We start from the raw sequence: 20,364 nt of genomic DNA, 5'->3' as shown, positions 1-20,364 counted from the left end.
CATTTAGTGTAAATTTGCTTTTTTCTAAGTGATGTTAATGTCTTTTAGATGTTTGAATAGCATCATCGTGATGAAAGGTTAGTATATAAGAGAATCTGATTTATAGACATTTATATGTATCATGGGGACAACGATGATAACATTTGTTGATATTTTATTTTTGAGAAATATTGTTCATAGTGACGGTGGCGTGTTCTCTGAAAAGAATTTCATTAATTGTTCTTTGAACAGTTAATTGAGTGATTGTTTCTATCGCTTTGCATCATCCAGATTCTATTGTAATAAGCATTTTATTATTCTGTAAGAAATGTTTTCTATGATATTGGAAAATTCGTTAAAATGCCGTTTTCTGTCTTTGTGTATTTTTTGCTTGATGTTTAAATTATAGAGTTTTCGTGTGATTCGCATTATTATTGAAGAGCAAACGTCTTTTTTTGATTTTACTCTCATAAGGAATTGGCAAAATTGCGGTAAACCTAGCACTTTTTTGTATTGTTAACATTTTTTCGTATTGATCATGTAGAGAGTTTTATCTTTGTTATGAGTTTTTTGCTCTTATGAAAAATTATTGGCAGGGAGAGTGTTTTTTTGGAAGAAGTATACTTCTTCTTCAAAGTCATACTTTGAAAAGATAATTCTTCATTTGCATAAGGAAATTTCTCTCTTGTTGTAAATCTGTATACAATTTACGTACAAAAATTGTGCGTGGTGATTCGTTTTATTTTTTAATAGTATCATTTTTGCTTATGATAGAGACTTATATTAGTATTTACGAGGTGCGTTTAGAGGGGAGGTTACCTGTAAACGTGTTACAGAGTTTTAGGTAGTGTGGCTCTGTTTATAAGAATTTATTCCTATAACATTGTTATATTCTTGCTTTGCAATATTGTTAAAAAAACATAGATGGTGCTATGTAGAATAAAATTGTGATGTATTTTTTTCAAAAAAGCTTTTTCGTGTTCTCTTATATAGAGTTCAGGAGTGTCTTCAGGGATATTTTCACATTAGTTTTTATTGGTCCGAATCGCAAGATTTGCGTAACATTATTCGCGTTTTTGATAGATTATACCAATTTTCATAAGAAGGTCTGGATCGTGTGATGTTTTCTGTTTCACCATGGTACATGACTAATAGAACTTCATCTGATTTTGTAAAATAAGTTTGTACACAATTGCTTCCATACTGCCTATTGCAAATATTTTTTTCTAAGGTATGAGATATATTTAAACGCTTTAGCGTTATATAGTTTGACTACACGGAGTATGACTATGAAGAATGATAAAAAATTTGAAACAACTTTATCTGATATTATTGTGAAATGGGAGTCTTTATCAACGTCTCAAAAGCAAGCGATATTAGATAAAGTAGAAAATTCTACAGATTCTGCTCATTCAACAGAACATTTAAGGCTTCAATCTTCTTTTTATCTCCAGACGAAATCAAAGTTATGAGTTTTAAATCTTCATCGGAGATGTTGAAACCAGTTATTACATATATGGCACTAGCATTTCCCAGTGTGTTCAAAATAGCCATGAGTTTATCTACAGAAGGCCTCTTTCCCCCATTTATCATTTGTTGGACGTAATTTTGTCCACAGCCTGCAGCTCTGCTTATTTCAATCATTGTTCGTCCGTCACTTTTTATTAATTCAACTAAGCGTTGGAACCAATCTTTTTCAGTCTTTGTCATTTTTAGACCTTTACATATTTACGCTATAGCGTTAATATTGCGTTGCGAATCCAGAATATATGATACAAGGAGCGTGAAAATATCCATGTGTAGCTCTTCGCTAAGGAAGCATATAGAGTTGTTTTTAACTAATAACAAAATGTCCCCATACACTTTCAGATTCGAATCAATAAAAATGGTTGCTTAGTTCCACGGTTGTGAAAAAGTAAATGTGTATACCAGAAAGGGCGATACACACTCGTATGTTTATGAGATTTCACTATGATAGTATACGTAGCAGCATTATAAATCAAGATATACCCCAACATCAGAATTTGTAAAAAAAAATTCTGCGTTGAGGTAGTGTGTGAATATAACGAGGCTTTAGAGCTTTAAGAGATAGGATAGTGACTGTAGAAAAAATGTAAATTCATAGGCAAAGAATACTGATTTCTCCTTTATTGTAATAAATTAGATCACTATCAGATGGTATATCGTATATATGTATTAAAAAATTGGGAAATATCAAAAAAGTGATCTTGGATATTTTATTAAACGGGAAGGTAATCTGAGCTACAAAGGTGCTTGTTTGGTAGAATTGTACATTCGATCAATGCCCTTATGGGGATGAATATGTTTTGATGATGCTGCGGTTTATAATGAAGTCTGTGTTTATAATGATATTGTTATTTATAACAATGCATTAACATATGGTTGTGTAGTCATTCGTAAGAGTTCGCATGTTTATGAAAAATAAGAACTTTATCGTTATTTGAATATGAGTGGAGATGCATATGTTTACGCTAATGCGGTCTTTTTTGATCAAGTTTTAAAAGCTCAATGTATTGAATTTTATGGTGATACTCGTGATTGTAGAAAGGCTCGAGTTTATAATGATGCTTTAGTTTGTGATGATGTAAAGATTTGTGGGAAGGCAAAATTTTACAGAAATGCTGTGCTTTGTGACACTGAAGATTTTTGTAATGATAAAAAACTTTCATATATAGCTGCATTCCACATGGTGTAAAAAAAGAAGATAGGAACGATTTGGGCAAGGCTTGTATGATTGCATTGCGTCGTTAGTTTTTTTTGACGTTCCTTATTTTTTGTATTTTGTGTCAATAAATGTGTCGCAAATAATTGGTGTGAGTGTAGATTTAGCCGCTTTCAGAGATTTATTTGCGTCATTTATCAATGCTTTAATGGAGAAGATAAGAATGCCGAGAGTGATTGTTCACACTTGGAACATGCAATTTATTGCATTCTTTTTTTTAATTGAGGATGAAACAAATTGGTCAAGATGATCACTTGAGCGACAATTAAGGGAGATCCAAATGAGTGTAAACGAAATTTTATTGGGAGCAATGGTTGTTGTTTTGTTGTGCAGCGGGGCTATATTTCGATTTTCTTTATATTATCGCAGTCAAGTGAAAATTTTAAAAGAGGAATCTAGAAGAATAAAGCATGAGTTTTTAAGAGATTCTATGAAGATGACTGAAGAACGAGATAGAGCTATTAGAGAGCAAAGTATGGTGATTAAAAGACGTGACCAAGCAATTGAAAAACTGAAAAAACAAATTAAGCAATATGAAAAGAATGAAAAGAAATATAAAAAAATGCTTAAATTTGAAGATGATAAAGAGTGATTGTATTCATATTTTGCATTAAAGGGCATGGAAATGTGTTAGGAAGATTGGAATGAAGAGAGAGATAAACTTTAATGAAGCCAATTATGATACTGATGGAGAGATTGTATTGAAAGAGAATATTCAAGTTTACTCTGATTTTATGAAAACATTTAAGTTTATATGACAGAGCGTCGTTGGTCATAAAATAAGAGTTTATGATGATAAACCAATTTATAGGTATGCTAGTTATTAAAAAGCGCGTCTATATAATCCAGAAATTTTATATTATTGCTGGAACAATTTTGCATGTTCCTTTTAGATGTAAGGTGTAAATGCTACGATAGTTTCAGCTAATAGGTATAAAAAATTGCATGATAATAGAAAGAACGAGATATTTGTTTTTTATGAAGATGAAATGGATAAATCAGTTATGATTATTAGATACAGAAAAGAAATATTAAAAGATATTAATATCTTGTAGAGTAATTATATTTCATCATTGATGATTTATCTTCTCTTCATGTGCGTTTATTTTTATGAAAAATACAAGACTTAAGAGATTTTCTTTTTGATAAATGCTATAGAGATTTGAGTATGATTGAAAATAAACATATAATCTACAAGAATATGGACGTTATTTGTGAGTGTTAGAAATAACACAAAAACTTCCTCTCATTGAGGGAAAAACAGCCATCTTTCATTTGTCACAAAAGTAACTCAACATACCATTATACAAAATGAACGCTTATTTTAATGGTAAAGAATGTTAGGATTGTAGTTCTCTAACAAGAGCCTTATGTGTAATTTCTTTGATTTGTTCAATATTGATTAGGATATCTTGTTTTGTTGGATAACCTTTACTAGAAAAAGCAACTTTTTGTGCATCTCCTGAGATTAAACGCCAGTACCATTGATTGTGAACTCCTTGAAACACCTCAAAATACATGTTTCCCACCTCATAAAATAGCTGATAATTTTTAGGATAAATATTTAACTAATCCGTTTGTGAACATTAATGTATGTCTCTATAGGAAGCCGTCAATATATTCCCCTTAAATTTTCTGACCTTAAAAAATAATTTCTATGAGAGCTATTATTCTTTTAACAAGAAAAAATTTCTTGTCAATAAGATATGAATGAGAATTTTATACTATAAAATTATTTTTTTAATTTAAAGACACTATACTTTCATTTACAACGCAAATATTTTTATTGTCATTATAGAAATAAATTTTATAAATTATACAAAACCCCACCAGCACGGATAGAGTAAAAAATACTTTTCTCCATACTGGCAGAGTTTAATCACTTCTTGTTTTTTCTTTTGAAATAGACGTTTATTGATTAGCTATAACCTCTTTTTGGGATACGCTTCGAATGAGTAAATCAATGAATAAGCTAAGGGTATAAGAATTGGCCATTTTAGCTTTCATATCGATCAAAGAGGTTGCAGTTTTAGGGCTAAGACCGTTTGATGAACCTTGCCTTGATAAATATTGCTGCAATTTTTCATAAGAGCTATCGATTTTTTCTTGATTTAGTTTTTCATTACGATCACTGTTGGCAAGTGTTTCTTCAAGACCTTCAATTTTTTTAATAAAATAATTCCAGTCAAAATCACCTTTAGTATATTCGGTGTCAAACATTTTCCCTTGTCCAGTTAAAAGCCAATTAATATTGACACCATATAACGTGCGGTATGTTTGTAAGACACTAAGATTAGGTTCTCTTTCTCCACGCTCATAAAAAGCAATGGAATTTTTTGTCATGCTAAAACTTTTAGCTAAGGTTTCACGTGATGGATCGCCTAAAGCAAGACGTACATAACGTAAACGTTTTCCAAATATAGTTTTTGATTCAGTTTCAGGACGTGCCACGAATTATCTCCCTCGGTAAATCATCATGGTATAAATCATCAAATAATAAAAGCACACTATGTATTAATAATCTATGATATAATGTCAATATTATAGCTTTAATTTCTTTTTATTTTTTTATTTTCGTGGATAGAAAGCAATCTTTCACTTATTGTATTGACAATTGATATTCACTTCAAAACAAAATTCCTTGTTTGCTACATTTGTCTCTTGCTTTTTTTGAGAGAATTTTCATGTAACTTTACCATATATATTCTATACACCTCTGCATTAATAGATGCAACTTTAAAGAGATGCAAACTTTGGATTTGTACTGGGTGTGCTTTAGATGAAGTAGAAAATAAACTTTGAGGAATGATCATGGCCCTATTACGCTATTTTGGGTTTGCTTTTTTTTTCACGATTATTGGTGTCTTTTTAGGAGGGGTTATTGGTTGGTTTGAAACGGAAAGTATTACTGGTTTTCTTAAATATTTTTTTATTTGCGTTGTTTTAGGAATTTTGGAAATTTCTTTATCTTTTGATAATTCTATTATCAATGCCCGTGTTCTTAGTAGAATGAGTCCATTGTGGCGTCGTCGTTTTCTTATATGGGGCATTTTGATAGCTGTATTTGGGATGCGAATTGTTTTTCCATTATTGGTGGTTGTCGTTGCTGTTGGGATTAATCCAATTGCCGCAGTCAAATTAGCGATATGGGAACCACATCGATATGCTGAAGTTTTAACCGATGCGCATATGGGGATTGCTGCTTTTGGAGGAACTTTCCTTATGATGGTTGGCTTAAAATATTTTTTTGATTCTGAAAAAGAGGTGCATTGGCTTAATGTTATAGAGAGACCTGCTCAAAAGTTTGGGGCGCTTGTTGGAATTGATATTGCCATTGTTTTGATTTTGATCTTATTTGTTTCAGGTCAGATTGACGCAGAAAATAAAATAACTTTTTTATTGGCAGCTCTTTATGGACTTTTGACCTTTATCGGTGTTGAAGTTGTTGGTCATCTCTTGGATACTCCTCAAAAGACTTTAACAACAGTAGCTCACGGGGGGGTAGGGGCGTTTCTTTATTTAGAAGTTCTTGATGCTAGTTTTTCTTTCGATGGCGTGGTTGGTGCTTTTGCCTTTTCACACAACCTTTTTATTATTGCGATAGGTCTTGGTATTGGTGCATTTTACGTTCGTTCTATGACAATTATGTTGGTTGAATCAGGAACATTATTGCATTATCGTTATTTAGAGCATGGTGCTTTTTATGCAATTCTAGTTCTTGCAGTGATTATGTATTTGCAAACGATTATATCGGTTCCTGAAGTTTTAACAGGACTGGTGGGAATCTGTATTATTGGAATGGCATTATATTCTTCGATTCGTTATAAGCATCATCAATTGGATAAACATGTTGTATCTAAGTAATGGAGATTTCTTCCTTTTTCACGCTTTTGTTTATCGCATATCTTTGAATAAAAAGAGGTCTTTCATGCAAAATAAAATACTATTTTATTGCTTATTTGCGTTTTTAAAAAGTTGAATTCATTGCATGATATATTCATGAAGCCAATAATGTATAATCCCTAGGATACTTTTTGACCTAAATATAAGGCAGAAAGATGATGCTATACTTTTACCCGCTTTCAATATTATGACAAGTTCTTGCATTAATGGTTCATAAGAGGCCTTACTGTTTTTTTGAATGATTTCTATTCATACATTGATTCTATTTGTAACGTGTAAGAGAATGATTTTGAAACAGGTTTGAAATGAGAGAATTTACGATACTCTGGACTCTTACTTAAATATGTGCAAAATAATTTATCCTTTATAAATCAGTGTATTATAATGGTAGATTAGAGAAGGATATTTTAAGAAACCATTAAAAGTTCTATACCAGCTTCGTTCATTGTTTTAAGCATAGTGTTTAGTGATCCGTTTACATCAATACCAGCACAGGCATTTAATGAAACACTGACTTTAAAACCGTATTGCATAGCGTGAAGAGCAGAAAATCCGACACAAAAATCAGTTGCTAAGCCACACATAATGAGCTTAGTAAAGCCATGTTCTTTGAGATAAACTTGTAAACCTGTTGGTGTTTTTTGATCATTTTCAAGAAAAGCAGAATAGCTATCCATTTTTTGATTATAGCCTTTTCTAAGGATAAGTTGTGCCTTTTCTACTCTAAGAGATGGATGGAACTCTGCTCCTTGTGTTCCTCGTATGCAATGATCAGGCCAAAGTATTTGAGGACCATAGTCAAGAATGACTGTATCATAGGGCTTTTTTTCAGGATAGCAGGAAGCAAAGCTGCAATGGTTTTTGGGATGCCAGTCTTGGGTTAAGATAACGTGGTCAAAATGATTTATGAGATTATTGACGGCGGGTAAAATAGCATCACCTTGTGGTACGGCAAGTGCTCCACCTAACAAGAAGTCATTTTGAACATCAATGACGATTAAGGCTTTTTTTTCCATAAATATATTCCTATACGAGATGAGCTTTTATCGTATTTTTAAAAAGCTATATGTCGTCTTGAAGTTTTGAAATGAGTTGCTGGATATTGATATTATTTTTATAATTATCAAGCCAAAAGAGGGGGATGGATAAGTTTTTACAATTGGTTTTATAGTTTTTTACGAATTGTAACCACGTACCAATGGGAAGTGCACTGTATTCATTTGTTGCTATGTGTTGATGCAGAGCTTTCATGATCATTGGGCTTGGGACGTCAGATCCCATAAGGCGGCGGTCGTTTTGTAAACGTAATTTAAGCCATATCAAGGCAAGGGGTGAGGTCCATTGCTTTCCGTAGCAAAAAATCGATGAAAAAAGAGAAGGATTTTTTACTGCGTAATATAAAGCCCATAAAGCGAGAAAAGAAGGCGCATAGAGAATTGCTTTTCTTTGTGGTACCATATTACATTGATAAGTCGGTTTAATACGATAAAAATACAATGTTATATCTGGTATGGAAAAGAGAGGCAAGGTTTGATAACAGGTTTCAGGGACAGCTAAAAAGATTTGCTTTTTGCTCTTTAGGGAGATGTTTTTTTGCATTCAGGACCATACTGGGGCTTGTGAGATTAGAAAAAATGTACCAATATAAAGCGAAAAGCTTTTGATACGATGTAAGTGCTATTTACTGTACTGTTTCAAAAAGCAAAAGCAGTTTTTTTCAAAATCCTAATCTTTAATATCGCATAATATAAAGAGAAATTTATGGCACGTCAATTTATCTATCATATGGCTGGGCTTAACAAGTCTTACGGCAATAAAAAAGTTCTAGAAAATATTCATTTGTCTTTTTATCCAGATGCGAAGATCGGTATTTTAGGGCCGAATGGTGCAGGGAAGTCAACTATTTTACGTATTATGGCTGGGCTAGATAAGGAATATACGGGAGAAGCATGGATTTCTGAAGGAGCACGCTGTGGTTATCTACCACAAGAACCTTTGCTTGATGCGAGCAAAGATGTGCGTGGTAATGTGATGGAAGGTGTTGCAGATAAGCAGGCAATTCTTGAGCGTTATAACGAATTGATGATGAATTATAGCGAGGAAACGGCTGATGAAAGTGCACAGCTTCAGGACATTATTGACAGTCAGAATCTTTGGGATTTAGAAAGTCAAGTGGAAATGGCTATGGCTGCTCTTGGTTGTCCGCCAGCCGATGGGGATGTAACAAAACTTTCGGGTGGTGAGAAGCGGCGTGTTGCACTTTGTAAATTGCTTTTGTCAAAACCTGATTTATTACTTTTGGATGAACCGACAAACCATTTAGATGCTGAAACGACGGCTTGGCTTGAGAGGCATCTACGTGAATATCCAGGGGCCGTGCTTTTGATAACCCATGATCGTTATTTTCTCGACAATGTCACGGGTTGGATTTTAGAGTTAGATCGCGGTAGAGGTATCCCTTATGAAGGGAACTATTCTGCTTATTTGGGGGCTAAAGCCAAGCGTTTGGCTCAAGAAGGTCGTGAAGAGGCGGCGCGTCAACGTGCGTTATCCCGTGAGCAAGAATGGATCGCTTCTAGTCCAAAGGGGCGACAAGCAAAGTCAAAAGCTCGGATTAAGGCTTATGATGAGTTGGTTCAAGCAGCACGTGAGCGCCGTCCTGGAGAGGCGCAAATCATTATTCCTATTGGAGAAAGATTAGGACAAGTTGTTATTGAAGTTGATAATCTCTCTAAAGCTTATGGCGAACGTGTGTTGATTGATTCTCTTTCTTTTAAACTTCCTGCTGGGGGTATTGTTGGCGTTATTGGAGCCAATGGTATGGGAAAGTCGACCTTGTTTAAAATGTTGACGGGACAGGAACAGCCTGATTCAGGTCAAATACGTATCGGTGAAACAGTTCACATGAGTTATGTAGATCAGAGTCGCGATTCCTTGGTGGGGGATAAAACTGTTTGGGAGGAAATTTCTGGTGGAAATGACATTATTAAATTAGGCAAATATGAGATGAATAGCCGCGCTTATTGCGGGGCTTTTAATTTCAAGGGGGCAGATCAGCAGCAGAAGGTGGCAAATTTATCAGGAGGGCAGCGCAATCGCGTACATTTGGCGAAACTTCTAAAAGAGGGGGGGAATGTGCTTCTTCTTGATGAACCGACAAATGATCTTGACACTGAAACATTGGGTGCATTGGAAGATGCATTGGAAAATTTCGCTGGTTGTGCAGTTATCATATCGCATGATCGTATGTTTCTTGATCGATTGGCAACACATATTTTAGCCTTTGAAGGTGATGGTCATGTAGAATGGTTTGAAGGTAATTTTGCTGAATATGAGGCTGATAAAGTTCGTCGTCTTGGGGCGGAATCTCTTAATCCTAAGCATGCAAATTATAAACCTCTTACACGCTAGAATTTTTTTTATCTCAACTTTGTTGGAATAATAGTGTATTTTATTGCGTTTGTTATTTCATAAATAAAGTGTGTGTACTCTGTGGGAGTTTTTATTCATTGAAAAGAGTAAGAGACACTTTATGAAATTATGACCTAAATAGGGTTATTCTACTCATGATATATAACCGGTTATTTTTTGTAAAACTGCAATGAAAAGGAGGGGATGAAGAGTATAGTACTATTTCTACGAATGCTCTGGTCATTGAGCATTATCATCTTTACTTAATAAAAATGCAAGCTGGTATTATTATGTTATTTTTTACTCAATAGTATGCAGTTCTTGTTTTGAGGTGGGCATAAAAGGTATTTTTATCCATCTGTCCCCTCCGTTTATGAGCTGTAAGAGAATGATTTGGATTGATTTATCATGAATAGATTTGAAATGAGAAAAATTTACGGTATTCCGGTTTTTTATTCAAGTTAAAAATGAATGAATTATTATTATAAATCAATGTATTCTCATTATAACGAGAAGCAGGGAGATAAGATCTGTTGGTTTTTTACATTAGCCTATTTTTTTCATAGTATGATAAAATGACAAGAACAAAATAGATGAGAATATGCGCCTTATGCTTGACTTTTTTTCCTATAAACAAATGTTTATAGGAATGTTTAGGGGATATTTATGAAAAAAAGTGCAAGTTTAGATGCAATGATTGTGCTGTTGAAAGCGGTCGCAGAAGTAAGCCATTTACGTGTTCTTAGGCTCTTACATCATGAAGATTTAACAATTCCTGATTTTATTTTTATTCTTGATCAGTCGCAAGCGTGTATATCACGATATTTACGTTTATTGTACGAAGCACGATTGATTGAGCGTTATCAGAAGGGGGATAGCCTTTATTTTAAGCTTTGTCATGATTTTTGGGGTAAAGACATTGTGATGGGTGTTCTTTCGGCTTTGCCAAAGAATGATGTGTTGTTAGCGCATGATTTAGAACGTTTGAAGGATGTTAAAAAGCAGCGTCAAAAAACGAGGAAGAAGCATTTCTTACAAAATGCATTGCAATGGGATGTATTACGGTCATCCTATATGGCAGATCATGGTGTAGAAAACGCTTTACTTGAAACCATTGGCGATAAACCATTTCAGACGATGCTGAATATTGGAAGAGGTGGAGACTCTATCTTAAAATTGTTTTCTAATCTTTATACGCATGCGGTTCAAGTCGTGCTTGATAGCAATGTTTTTCACTTGTCTGTTGGAGATACAACTTTTGATTTAGTTATTCTTCATTGGGTTTTACATTTTCTTGAAAATCCTGAAATATTTCTTCATGAGATATCAAGCGTTTTGCGTCCTCATGGCCGTTTATTGATTGTGGATTTTGGTTATCATGAAATTGAGCCTTCATATTCTGATCAAGTGCATATGCGTCTTGGATTTTCGGCTTTACAAATAGAACAATGGCTTAAAAATTCGGGACTTGTTCTAGAACAAACGGTTTGTCTTACTCCTATACAAAATGAAAACAGTGAGGAGGGGATGGTTACGCTTTGGCTTGCTCGTGATCCGCGTTTATTGGTTGACGATATCAAAGATAAACAAGTAGATTTTGCATAAATCGCGTTTGTTAATGTGCTTTATTCTCTGATTTTTCTCAAGGAATAGCGTAAAGATAAAACTTTCTTCAATCATTGATAAGCTATTGTTTTTTACATTTGTATTATGTTTTTATATGGGAGTATTGGTGTTTTATAGCGGCGTGTAGGCTGTATAATGAAGCACCTTCTATAGAGTTAAGCCTATGAGGATCATTATTTAAGGTGTCTTGATATTATATTTTATTAGCCAATATATTGATTTTAAAAGATCATTGATTTTTTTAGACTCAATAAGAGGTTTGAATACAGGAATATTTTTTCATTTCAAATTTCCTGTTTCAGAATCCAAAAGAGTCTGTTTGTCTGTTACAAAAGAAGGTATTTATCTTAATGATACCGTTTGTAAAAGAAAATACATCTTTCATACATTTTCTAAATGTGAGAGCGGCTGCAATATGATATAATGCCGCACAATATAATATAGTGATGGCTCATACCTTCATAAATGTCAAAGATGGTGGTGCCCAATAGATTTTAAAATGTCTCTTTAAAACAGATTTTTAGATAAGAAGTACCTTAGAATTTTTAGTGAGGAGTGCAAAAAGATGCTCTAAAAAGACGAAAAAGTAAAAAAGTGAGACAATGCATGATTTTCATTATTTAAAATACAGCGTTATGAGCGTGTTTGAAAGTCGTAAAGGCAAATGAAAGGGATGGTAAAGATAGCAATAGTTTTTTATCTTTGGGCTTTTATGTTTCTTCCAAAATGAATGATGGCTTTTTAAGATTTCTCAAACAGATGTAAATATTTTTACTCTAATTGGGCATATAAAAGCTAGAACTTTTCACATGGCTCTCATTTGCTCTAATCTTTATTTCAAACATATTGCTATGTTTAGAGCAGGTGTTGATTTACAAGTAATAGAAAAAGTAAAAGCTTGGTAGATGATGCCATAAAATTACTCATAAATTGGTAATGATTGGAGTGATATTCTGAATTTTAAAAACATTTTGTACAACAACGGTTATAATAACGCATCTGGCTTTACGTTTATTTCTTCCTATAAGCATTCATATATGGTGTTCATCTATGTGTTTTGCATTATATTCATAAAAATAAGATCGGCGATGATCTATGGATAGTTCGTGGCTGAAAGTAGGAAAGAAAAGCGTGATATTACACTAAAGTTTCGTATCTCTTTATCATGAGAAGTTATGAAGGTTATTAAATAAGTCCATTGTTCTTGCCAAACGTATTTTCTTTCTTTTTATGTTTGCCGCTCATCTTATGACGCAGTCCGTGGGTATAGCGTAAAATTGATAGGGCACCATCGTCTTTAGTTTAAATGAAAGTTGTAAGCCGGCATTATCGTTTTATGTTTTTTATCCATATACTTCTTCTTGTTTGTGATGTGCGATAGTATGGCTATTCATTGATTCAATAGACGAAGATTGAAAATAAGGGAACCTTACGTTCTTGAGATCTCTCATGTAAATTGTAAAATGATGAGTTATGATTGTAAATCAATGAATTGTTTACGTTAGAAGAACAGACTATAACAATTTTTGAGCATAGAAATTACTATGTGTATTATTTTACGGGATCATTTAAATGATAGAGATTAAGCAAAAATGTCTGCATTGATCTCGGTTTGTTATGTTAAGATGCGTTAGAGACTGTTGGTTATTGTAAAATGATTTATCGTGATTTGCAATGACTGTAGGGCGTGATTCGAAGCAAATACCGTTAGAGCTCTCATTTTTTCATACGATTAAGCTGTTTAAATTTTTCATTGATTGTTACATGAGGGATGTAACAATATTTTAATGATCATTTACAGAAATTTTTTATAAAAATAGATAAGATTTTATTTCTATAATTTATTGTTTTATATGAATAATTCATAGATTTCTTGCAAGAAAAAGTTTTTCATTTTTTACGGTTATTTGTGTAAGATTTTAAAAATCTACGTTTTTCTTTTTGTGGTGATTGCTGTTGGAAAAATGATTCTACTTTTACGTAGTTTGATTTTTATAGGGTGGATACGTAGAAATTACTGTTTTTTTAATTATGATCATCAGAGTTATGAAAGAAACTATTTAAAAGTTATAATGATCGTAGATTCTAATTGGTGCTTCTAGAAATAAAATTGCTTCAAATTGGGTCATTTTGAACTTTTTTTGCCTAAATTTAAACATTTTTAAATAATTTATAATTCTTTTATGTTTTTTTGCGTAGAAGATGATAAGAATTTCTTGTTGTTTAAAGAATTTTATTCCATAGCAAGAATATTGCATCGGCTATCTTAGTGGTTGATGTGAGAGGACGATCGGGGAACCTCCTCCCCCCCCCCGCGTGGATCCCCTAGATTGTCTGGCCTGACTGAGGATTTCCTCAGTCAGGCTTTTTATAATTATTTTAGGGGATGTGTAAGGTTTTATAGGGGGGAAGTGTAAGATCTGTTATTGTTTCGCCTATAGTACCTAAAGTTTTGTTAGGCGGATAGTGTTAGCGTATTCATTTTGAATAATTTGATTTTTCTTTATTGAGGCATTGTTGAATGCTATAAGGGAAATCATAAAAGGAATCTATGTTTGTATTCTGTGATCTTTAGGTAAGAGATAATGGAATCTTTTTCGCATCGTATTATTTTTGTTTTATTTGTATTTTTTATTTTTGGCGCTGTCTTTTTTGCTTCTCGAAGTAGTGTTGTTTATCAGTTTTTTTCCAGTCGCTCTTCTTTTTCTTCTCAGCAGCTTGATGTAACAGAGGAGGAGTTATTAGAGAGATTATCCGTATCTTTTCCAGATATTATCAAGCATCTTTCTAAGATGACCCCTCAACAGCAAGAGTTGTTTATTGCGCAGCTGCGTCGTGATGTAACTGCGCTTGCTGTTAAAAGTGGTCAGAGTCGTGAACAGGCTCAAAAATCTGGTGAAACTGTTGCTATGGCTCTCTCGAAAGCGATTTCTCGTCCTTCCATTGCTAATACTTATTTTTAGCTATTTTTTAATCGCGCTTTTGGGTTTTATTTTAAGGAGCAAGAGCTTTTCATGAAATCTTGAAAAGTGCGAGGAGATAATCAATTTTTAAGATAATTAACAAATTTATCTTACTCAAAAGGTAAGCAATCGGAGTATAATGGTAATGTTGCAATTATTACAGGAGAGATAGAAAGTCTATTAAGGGTATTGGTCAAGTTAATTGCATTATCAAGCGCTACAATGACAAAAGCAAAAGCGGTATTGACTATAATAAAACACATTAACTGCATTTTATATGTCAGTTATTTTTTATTTGATATGAGAAAATAAAAAATTTTTAAAGGATTTAAGCTTCCTTTGTTCTACGGATTTTAGGATATTTATCCACTTGTATTATTTCTGAAAATGAGGTGCAAGGCTAATAAGATGATAGTCTGTAACAAATAAAAAATATTTGAATGAAGATGAGAGGTCTATTTTTATTTCAAAAGGCTTTGGGGGTATTGAGCTTTCTAACATTTTTCAAAAAACAGACAAAAGTCATTGTTAAGCTTTGTTGTAGGGAAAAAGACAGATATATTTTTTAGTATATTGTTCTATAATGATAATTTATCATTTTCATCTTGAGTAAGAATCTTAAGAATTGTAAAATTCTCTCATTTTAAATTTATCCATGGTGAAAAAATTAAAATCAGGTTCTTGTACACCACAAGTAGGAGGCTTGTGTGGATAAAAGCTCTTTAAAAAAGGAATTAAAAAGCTTCTTTGAGACATCTTGAGAGCTAAAAGTCTATTGCAATATTTTGAATTGGTAAAGAGTATAATGGTTTTAGTATATTTATGAATTTTTTATGCGTAATGATGGGGGGATTTGTTGAGGTTTTATCGGACATAAAGAGTGTAGTGGGTGTTTATTAACCAGAAAGAAGTGTTGATAACGGTTTATATTTTTTGTGAAATTTTTTTGATATCGAGGATCTTCGATAAAGATGGTTTCGTCTCTATTGCTTTGTGGAATTGATCTCAATAAAAAATTTAATCATCGTATGTAAAAAATATCATATCTCTTTAAAGTGCTATTTTATAATATAAAAATCGATTGATACAATAGATATAGCAGAACTTGATAAAATATATCATTTTAGTTAATATGATATAAGTTGAGTTATAGTCTTTTAGTTTTTTTATTTGATGATATAGAGAAATCTATAATTTATGTATAAAGAGTTTTTCTTTTTATAAAGAATTTTATCTTGAAATTGTCTTAATATTTCCCTTTTCAAGCCGTTTTCTTGCTTTCTTTTTTTGTACAATACATTTGGAAATTATTCGCGGTTAGAATTTGAGAATTTTTGAGTGAGAGAAAGAAAATGCAATTTTTGAAAATCTTGTTAAATACAGCGTATGCTGTATTTTTTGTGTTTGATATAAGTTTGGCTCATAGTGTTTTAAATGTTGCAGAAACAAGAGAAGGTTTAGGGAGTGTTGCTTCTCAGATTTCTGCTCGTCCTTATGAGTTTCTTATTCAGAAACTTGCAAATAAATATAATGTTCCCGTTAATTTAGCACATGCTGTTGTAAAAGTTGAAAGTAATTATAAGGCACGTATAAAGGGGGCTGCTGGCGAAATAGGTTTGATGCAAATTAAACCCTCTACTGCACGAGGGTTGGGCTTTAGTGGTTCTGTACAAGATTTGTACGATCCTGCGACCAATCTTGAATATGGTATGCGTTATTTGGCACGGGCATATAAACTCAGTGGTGGAAGTACGTGTGGTACAATCCTGAAATATAACGCAGGCCATGCGGCAAAAAAAATGAATTCCATTTCAGCGAAATATTGCACAAAAGTAAAAACTTATCTGGCTTCATTAAAATAAAAACATCTGTTGAGAGAGGTTTGTCATAAAATATTTTAAGATGCTATTTCCACTGAGCAAAAAATGTTTTATAAACCTAGGATGTCAGTCGGCTGGGCAGCCGCGCTTGTCCAATGCTGAAATGCGGCAGGTGAGGAAAGTCCGGGCTCCATGGAAAAACGGTGCCGGGTAACACCCGGCAGGGGTGACCCTAGGGAAAGTGCCACAGAAAGTAAACCGCCTATTTTTATAGGTAAGGGTGAAAGGGTGGAGTAAGAGCCCACCGCGCATTCAGTAATGAATGTGGCAAGGTAAACCCCACCGGGAGCAAGACCAAATAGAAATGACGTGCAATTAATTTGCAGCCGATTTCCGGGCGAGTCATTCGGGTAGGTTGCACGAGGCGGATGGTAACATCCGTCCCAGATGAATGGTTGCCATGTAAAGTGTAAGCTTTACTATACAGAACCCGGCTTATAGGCCGACTGATATTTCATGATTATACGCGGTATTTTATAAGATCGATTCCATATGTGCTTTCATGGAGTCGGTGTGTTTGAAATGTATCTTTGAACAAAGAATATTTAAAAAAATTATAACATTTCTTTAAGCATAATGCGTTAGGATGCGTATCGGGATAACTTTAGCTTTTTGTTCATTGTGATTGATGTGAAAGTTGAAAGTTGAGTTATTCTGATATCAATTACCATGAGAGAGCTGTTGATTTGAAACAGCATAACTTCAAGACGGATTATTTTGATAAAGCAGGATCAAAGAGCTGAACGCCATATTCCAGTGTTGTTGCAGCCAGTTTTGGCTGGGCTTATGCCATTGGTTGGAGCAAAAGTGATTGATGGCACCTTTGGTGCTGGTGGTTATACGCGTGCTTTATTAAAGGCAGGGGCACAGGTGATTGCTCTTGATCGTGATCCTTATGCTATTAGTGCGGGACAATCGCTTGTTGATGAATTTTTTCCACGCCTTCGTTTGGTACACATGACATTTTCACAGCTCGATCGTGTCGTTGAAGAGAAGGTGGATGCGGTTATTTTGGATATTGGTGTCTCTTCAATGCAGCTTGATGAAGCAGAAAGAGGCTTTTCTTTTCAAAAAGATGGTCCCTTAGATATGCGAATGGCTCAGACTGGTTTTACAGCCAGTGATGTTGTCAATCATTTAAAGGCAAGGGATTTAGCGCGTATTTTTAAGATATTAGGAGAAGAGCGTTATGCGGGACGAATTGCACGGATGATTGAAAAGCGTCGTGTTGTTCAGCCTTTTTTACGTACGGGTGATTTGGCGTATGCTATCGAAGCGTTGGTAGGGCGTAAGCCGGGAGAGCGTATTCATCCTGCAACACGTGTATTTCAGGCTCTTCGTATCTATGTTAATGATGAAATTGGTGAATTGGCGCGTGGTTTATTTGCTGCTGAACGCGTTTTAAAAGCTGGAGGCCGTTTGGGGGTTGTCAGTTTTCATTCTCTTGAAGATCGTATGGTCAAAAGATTTTTTTCGGCTCGTTCTGGAGAATGTGGGAGATCACGCTATTTGCCTGAAATAAAGGCTGCTCCAGCAACATTTTTTCCGTTGTTTAAAGGTGGGATAACGGCAACCAAAGAGGAGTTACAAAAAAACCCTCGTTCACGTTCTGCGCGGTTGCGTATTGGTGTACGGACTGAGGCAGAGGCTCTTGCAGAAGATATGAAATTATTTGGTTTAGCAGAGATTGTCAGTTTTGAAGGCAGCAAGAAATGACAGTTTTTCGTACATTTGATATGATTTTAGTGATGATTATGATTTGTATGGCAGGTCTTACTTATAAGGTAAAATATGATGTTCAAAAACGAATGAACGAAATTCGTCATCTTGAGCATGAAATTGCTGCAGCAAAAAATACGGTGAGTTTGCTTCATGCTGAGTGGGCTGTGATGATCAAGCCTTCGCGCATGCAAAAACTTGCGAAACGTTATCAAAAAGAACTTGGATTAGAAGTTATACAGCCGCGTCAAATCGTAGAATTGAAGGACATTCCGGTACGGGTACATGATCCAATTGAAGAATTGATTAAACAAAATATTTTGGAAGATAATCAAGATATTTTGGCAAATCGGCGAGATTTTCAGATGAATGGTGTTGTCCAAAAAGGCGTGCAGTGATGAAGTCGACTTTTTTATTCTTACAGAAGAAAAAGCACTTTAAGAATTCGTTGAATAATCATAATGTTTCTGTTCGTCGTTCCTATTCCAGTCGTCCACGTTTGCTTTTTTCGTTGTTCTGCTTTTTAATTTTATATGGCATCATGGTGGCTTGCCTTATTTCTTATGGGTTGGAAGGTGGACAGATTGAAGAAGCAAAGGGGCCAGGAGTTCTTCAATTGATGGCACGGCCTGATATTGTTGATCGTAATGGTCGTTTATTGGCAACAGATATTAAAACTTATTCACTTTTTGCTGAGCCACGACGTATTATTGATGTGGATGAAACAATTGAATTGCTCTCAACAGTTTTGCCTGATCTTAATTGGCAGGAAACCTATAAGCGCTTAAAAAGAAAATCTGGTTTTTCTTGGATACAGCGTGGGTTAACACCAATGCAGAAGACACAAATTATGGCACTTGGTATTCCAGGAATTGGTTTTCGGACTGAAATTCGTCGTTTTTATCCCGATGGACCTGTAACTTCCCATATTCTCGGCATGGTGAATGTTGATAATCAAGGCATTGCAGGTATGGAAAAATATATTGATGATGCGGGTTTGAGTGCTCTGCGTGCTGCTGGTCTTGCCATGGAAGAATCATTAAAACAAGTTCAGCTTTCGATTGATGTGCGACTTCAGGCAATTGTCCATGATGAACTTATTGAGGCTATGAAGCGTTATAAGGCAATTGCTGCAGGAGCGGTTATTTTAAATATACATACGGGAGAAGTTTTGGCTTTGGCATCACTACCAGATTTTGATCCTGGAAACCCTATTGAAGCTTTAAAAAGTGATCGTCTCAATCGGATGACGGCCGGAACATTTGAAATGGGATCGATTATTAAAAGTTTTACGACCGCCATGGCACTTGATTCCAATATTTTTCATTTAAACAGTATTATTGATGCTTCAAAGCCAATAAAGGCAAGTAGTGGATATATGATTCATGATTTTCACGGAAAAAATCGTCCCTTAACGTTATGGGAGGTTTTTGTTTATTCTTCCAATATTGGTTCTGCTAAAGAGGCATTGGCGATAGGGATTGATAAACATCGTGATTTTTTGCAAAAACTTGGGTTACTGGATCGACTCGTAACAGAGTTGCCTGAAGTTGCTCATCCTATTGTACCACATCATTGGAAGGAGATCCATTCTATGACAATTTCTTTTGGGCATGGTATGGCAACAACACCTTTGCAAACAGCCGTTGCGGCGGCAGCTTTAATGAATGGTGGTTGGTTAATTCCACCGACATTTTTAAAACGACCAAAAGAACAAACTTTGCACCATGCAAAACGGGTTTTGCAAGCTAAAACAAGCCAAAATATGCGTTACCTTTATCAATTAAATAGTGATATTGGTTCTGGACGTAATGCAAAAGTAGAAGGCTATCGTGTAGGTGGTAAAACAGGAACTGCTGAGAAAGTTGAAAATGGAAAATATTCTAAAACAAAAAATTTCAATAGTTTTCTAGCTGCTTTTCCTATTGATGATCCTGCCTATGTTATTTTAACAATTATCGATGAACCAAAGCCAGAGGAGGGAACACGTTCAGCAACAGCGGCAATGAATGCTGGACCAATGCTTGCTAATATTGTTCGTCGCACGGCTAGTCTTCTTGGTGTAAAACCAGATTTTAAAAAAGAATATGAGCCTCTTTTAAGTAAAAAGAGCCATTCAAGTTTCGTTAAACAACGGTAA

The 20,364-nt window shown here is 34.4% G+C and carries 16 protein-coding genes and 1 other RNA gene; 12 read left to right on the top strand and 5 right to left on the bottom strand.

Annotated features, from left to right (window positions below):
* Window positions 1-1,268: 1,268 nt before the first annotated feature.
* Window positions 1,269-1,451 carry a hypothetical protein gene (locus ACFILW_RS04190; protein WP_273790801.1) on the top strand — a complete coding sequence of 61 codons (183 nt, stop codon included), beginning with the start codon at window positions 1,269-1,271 and terminating at the stop codon, window positions 1,449-1,451.
* Here the strand turns inward: ACFILW_RS04190 and ACFILW_RS04185 are convergent.
* Window positions 1,375-1,689, bottom strand: coding sequence for a helix-turn-helix domain-containing protein (locus ACFILW_RS04185; RefSeq protein ID WP_007347852.1), 315 nt, complete (start codon window positions 1,687-1,689; stop codon window positions 1,375-1,377). The genes ACFILW_RS04190 and ACFILW_RS04185 overlap by 77 nt on opposite strands.
* A gap of 757 nt (window positions 1,690-2,446) precedes the next feature.
* On the opposite strand from ACFILW_RS04185, the gene ACFILW_RS04180 reads away from it, so the two are divergent.
* Window positions 2,447-2,695, top strand: coding sequence for a hypothetical protein (locus ACFILW_RS04180; RefSeq protein ID WP_375685223.1), 249 nt, complete (start codon window positions 2,447-2,449; stop codon window positions 2,693-2,695).
* 307 nt (window positions 2,696-3,002) lie between these two features.
* Window positions 3,003-3,314 (top strand): hypothetical protein, encoded by a 312-nt coding sequence (locus ACFILW_RS04175; protein WP_375623413.1) that lies wholly within the window; start codon window positions 3,003-3,005, stop codon window positions 3,312-3,314.
* 748 nt (window positions 3,315-4,062) lie between these two features.
* Here the strand turns inward: ACFILW_RS04175 and ACFILW_RS04170 are convergent.
* Window positions 4,063-4,242 (bottom strand): YegP family protein, encoded by a 180-nt coding sequence (locus ACFILW_RS04170; protein ID WP_375623411.1) that lies wholly within the window; start codon window positions 4,240-4,242, stop codon window positions 4,063-4,065.
* A 391-nt stretch (window positions 4,243-4,633) separates the two neighbouring features.
* Window positions 4,634-5,173 (bottom strand): helix-turn-helix domain-containing protein, encoded by a 540-nt coding sequence (locus tag ACFILW_RS04165; RefSeq protein ID WP_375623409.1) that lies wholly within the window; start codon window positions 5,171-5,173, stop codon window positions 4,634-4,636.
* A 360-nt stretch (window positions 5,174-5,533) separates the two neighbouring features.
* Here ACFILW_RS04165 and ACFILW_RS04160 point away from each other — a divergent pair, with 360 nt between their 5' ends.
* Complete coding sequence (locus ACFILW_RS04160) at window positions 5,534-6,586, top strand: DUF475 domain-containing protein (RefSeq protein ID WP_375623407.1); 1,053 nt, start codon at window positions 5,534-5,536, stop codon at window positions 6,584-6,586.
* A gap of 446 nt (window positions 6,587-7,032) precedes the next feature.
* Here the strand turns inward: ACFILW_RS04160 and pncA are convergent, their stop codons facing one another.
* The gene (gene pncA, locus ACFILW_RS04155; protein ID WP_375623405.1) at window positions 7,033-7,641 is read right to left on the bottom strand and encodes a bifunctional nicotinamidase/pyrazinamidase; all 609 of its coding nucleotides are present in this window, start codon (window positions 7,639-7,641) and stop codon (window positions 7,033-7,035) included.
* Window positions 7,642-7,687: 46 nt separating this feature from the next.
* A complete protein-coding gene (locus ACFILW_RS04150; RefSeq protein ID WP_375685222.1) occupies window positions 7,688-8,224 on the bottom strand; it encodes a hypothetical protein in 537 nt (178 codons plus the stop codon).
* A 162-nt stretch (window positions 8,225-8,386) separates the two neighbouring features.
* Between ACFILW_RS04150 and ettA the strand changes: the two genes are divergently transcribed.
* The 8 genes from ettA (at window position 8,387) to ACFILW_RS04110 (ending at window position 20,364) form a co-directional block, all read left to right on the top strand.
* The gene (ettA, locus tag ACFILW_RS04145; RefSeq protein WP_375685221.1) at window positions 8,387-10,036 is read left to right on the top strand and encodes an energy-dependent translational throttle protein EttA; all 1,650 of its coding nucleotides are present in this window, start codon (window positions 8,387-8,389) and stop codon (window positions 10,034-10,036) included.
* 666 nt (window positions 10,037-10,702) lie between these two features.
* Entirely contained in the window at window positions 10,703-11,641 is a 939-nt protein-coding gene (locus tag ACFILW_RS04140) for an ArsR/SmtB family transcription factor (RefSeq protein ID WP_375685220.1), read from the top strand.
* Window positions 11,642-14,247: 2,606 nt separating this feature from the next.
* Window positions 14,248-14,625 (top strand): hypothetical protein, encoded by a 378-nt coding sequence (locus tag ACFILW_RS04135; RefSeq protein ID WP_375623399.1) that lies wholly within the window; start codon window positions 14,248-14,250, stop codon window positions 14,623-14,625.
* A gap of 1,352 nt (window positions 14,626-15,977) precedes the next feature.
* Window positions 15,978-16,487: a lytic transglycosylase domain-containing protein gene (locus ACFILW_RS04130; RefSeq protein ID WP_375623397.1), complete on the top strand. Its 510-nt coding sequence runs from the start codon at window positions 15,978-15,980 to the stop codon at window positions 16,485-16,487.
* A gap of 84 nt (window positions 16,488-16,571) precedes the next feature.
* An RNA gene (rnpB, locus tag ACFILW_RS04125) (RNase P RNA component class A) lies at window positions 16,572-16,959 on the top strand.
* 263 nt (window positions 16,960-17,222) lie between these two features.
* On the top strand, window positions 17,223-18,221 hold the full coding sequence (rsmH, locus tag ACFILW_RS04120) for a 16S rRNA (cytosine(1402)-N(4))-methyltransferase RsmH (protein ID WP_375623395.1): 999 nt from the start codon (window positions 17,223-17,225) through the stop codon (window positions 18,219-18,221).
* Window positions 18,218-18,622 carry a hypothetical protein gene (locus ACFILW_RS04115; RefSeq protein ID WP_375623393.1) on the top strand — a complete coding sequence of 135 codons (405 nt, stop codon included), beginning with the start codon at window positions 18,218-18,220 and terminating at the stop codon, window positions 18,620-18,622. Before rsmH ends, ACFILW_RS04115 begins: the two co-directional genes overlap by 4 nt.
* On the top strand, window positions 18,622-20,364 hold the full coding sequence (locus ACFILW_RS04110; protein WP_375646156.1) for a peptidoglycan D,D-transpeptidase FtsI family protein: 1,743 nt from the start codon (window positions 18,622-18,624) through the stop codon (window positions 20,362-20,364). The genes ACFILW_RS04115 and ACFILW_RS04110 overlap by 1 nt, the downstream gene beginning before the upstream one ends.

The sequence above is a fragment of the Bartonella sp. TT110JLCBS genome (assembly GCF_042193405.1).
Taxonomy (GTDB): Bacteria; Pseudomonadota; Alphaproteobacteria; order Rhizobiales; family Rhizobiaceae; genus Bartonella.
This window is presented reverse-complemented; position numbering and strand designations above follow the sequence as displayed.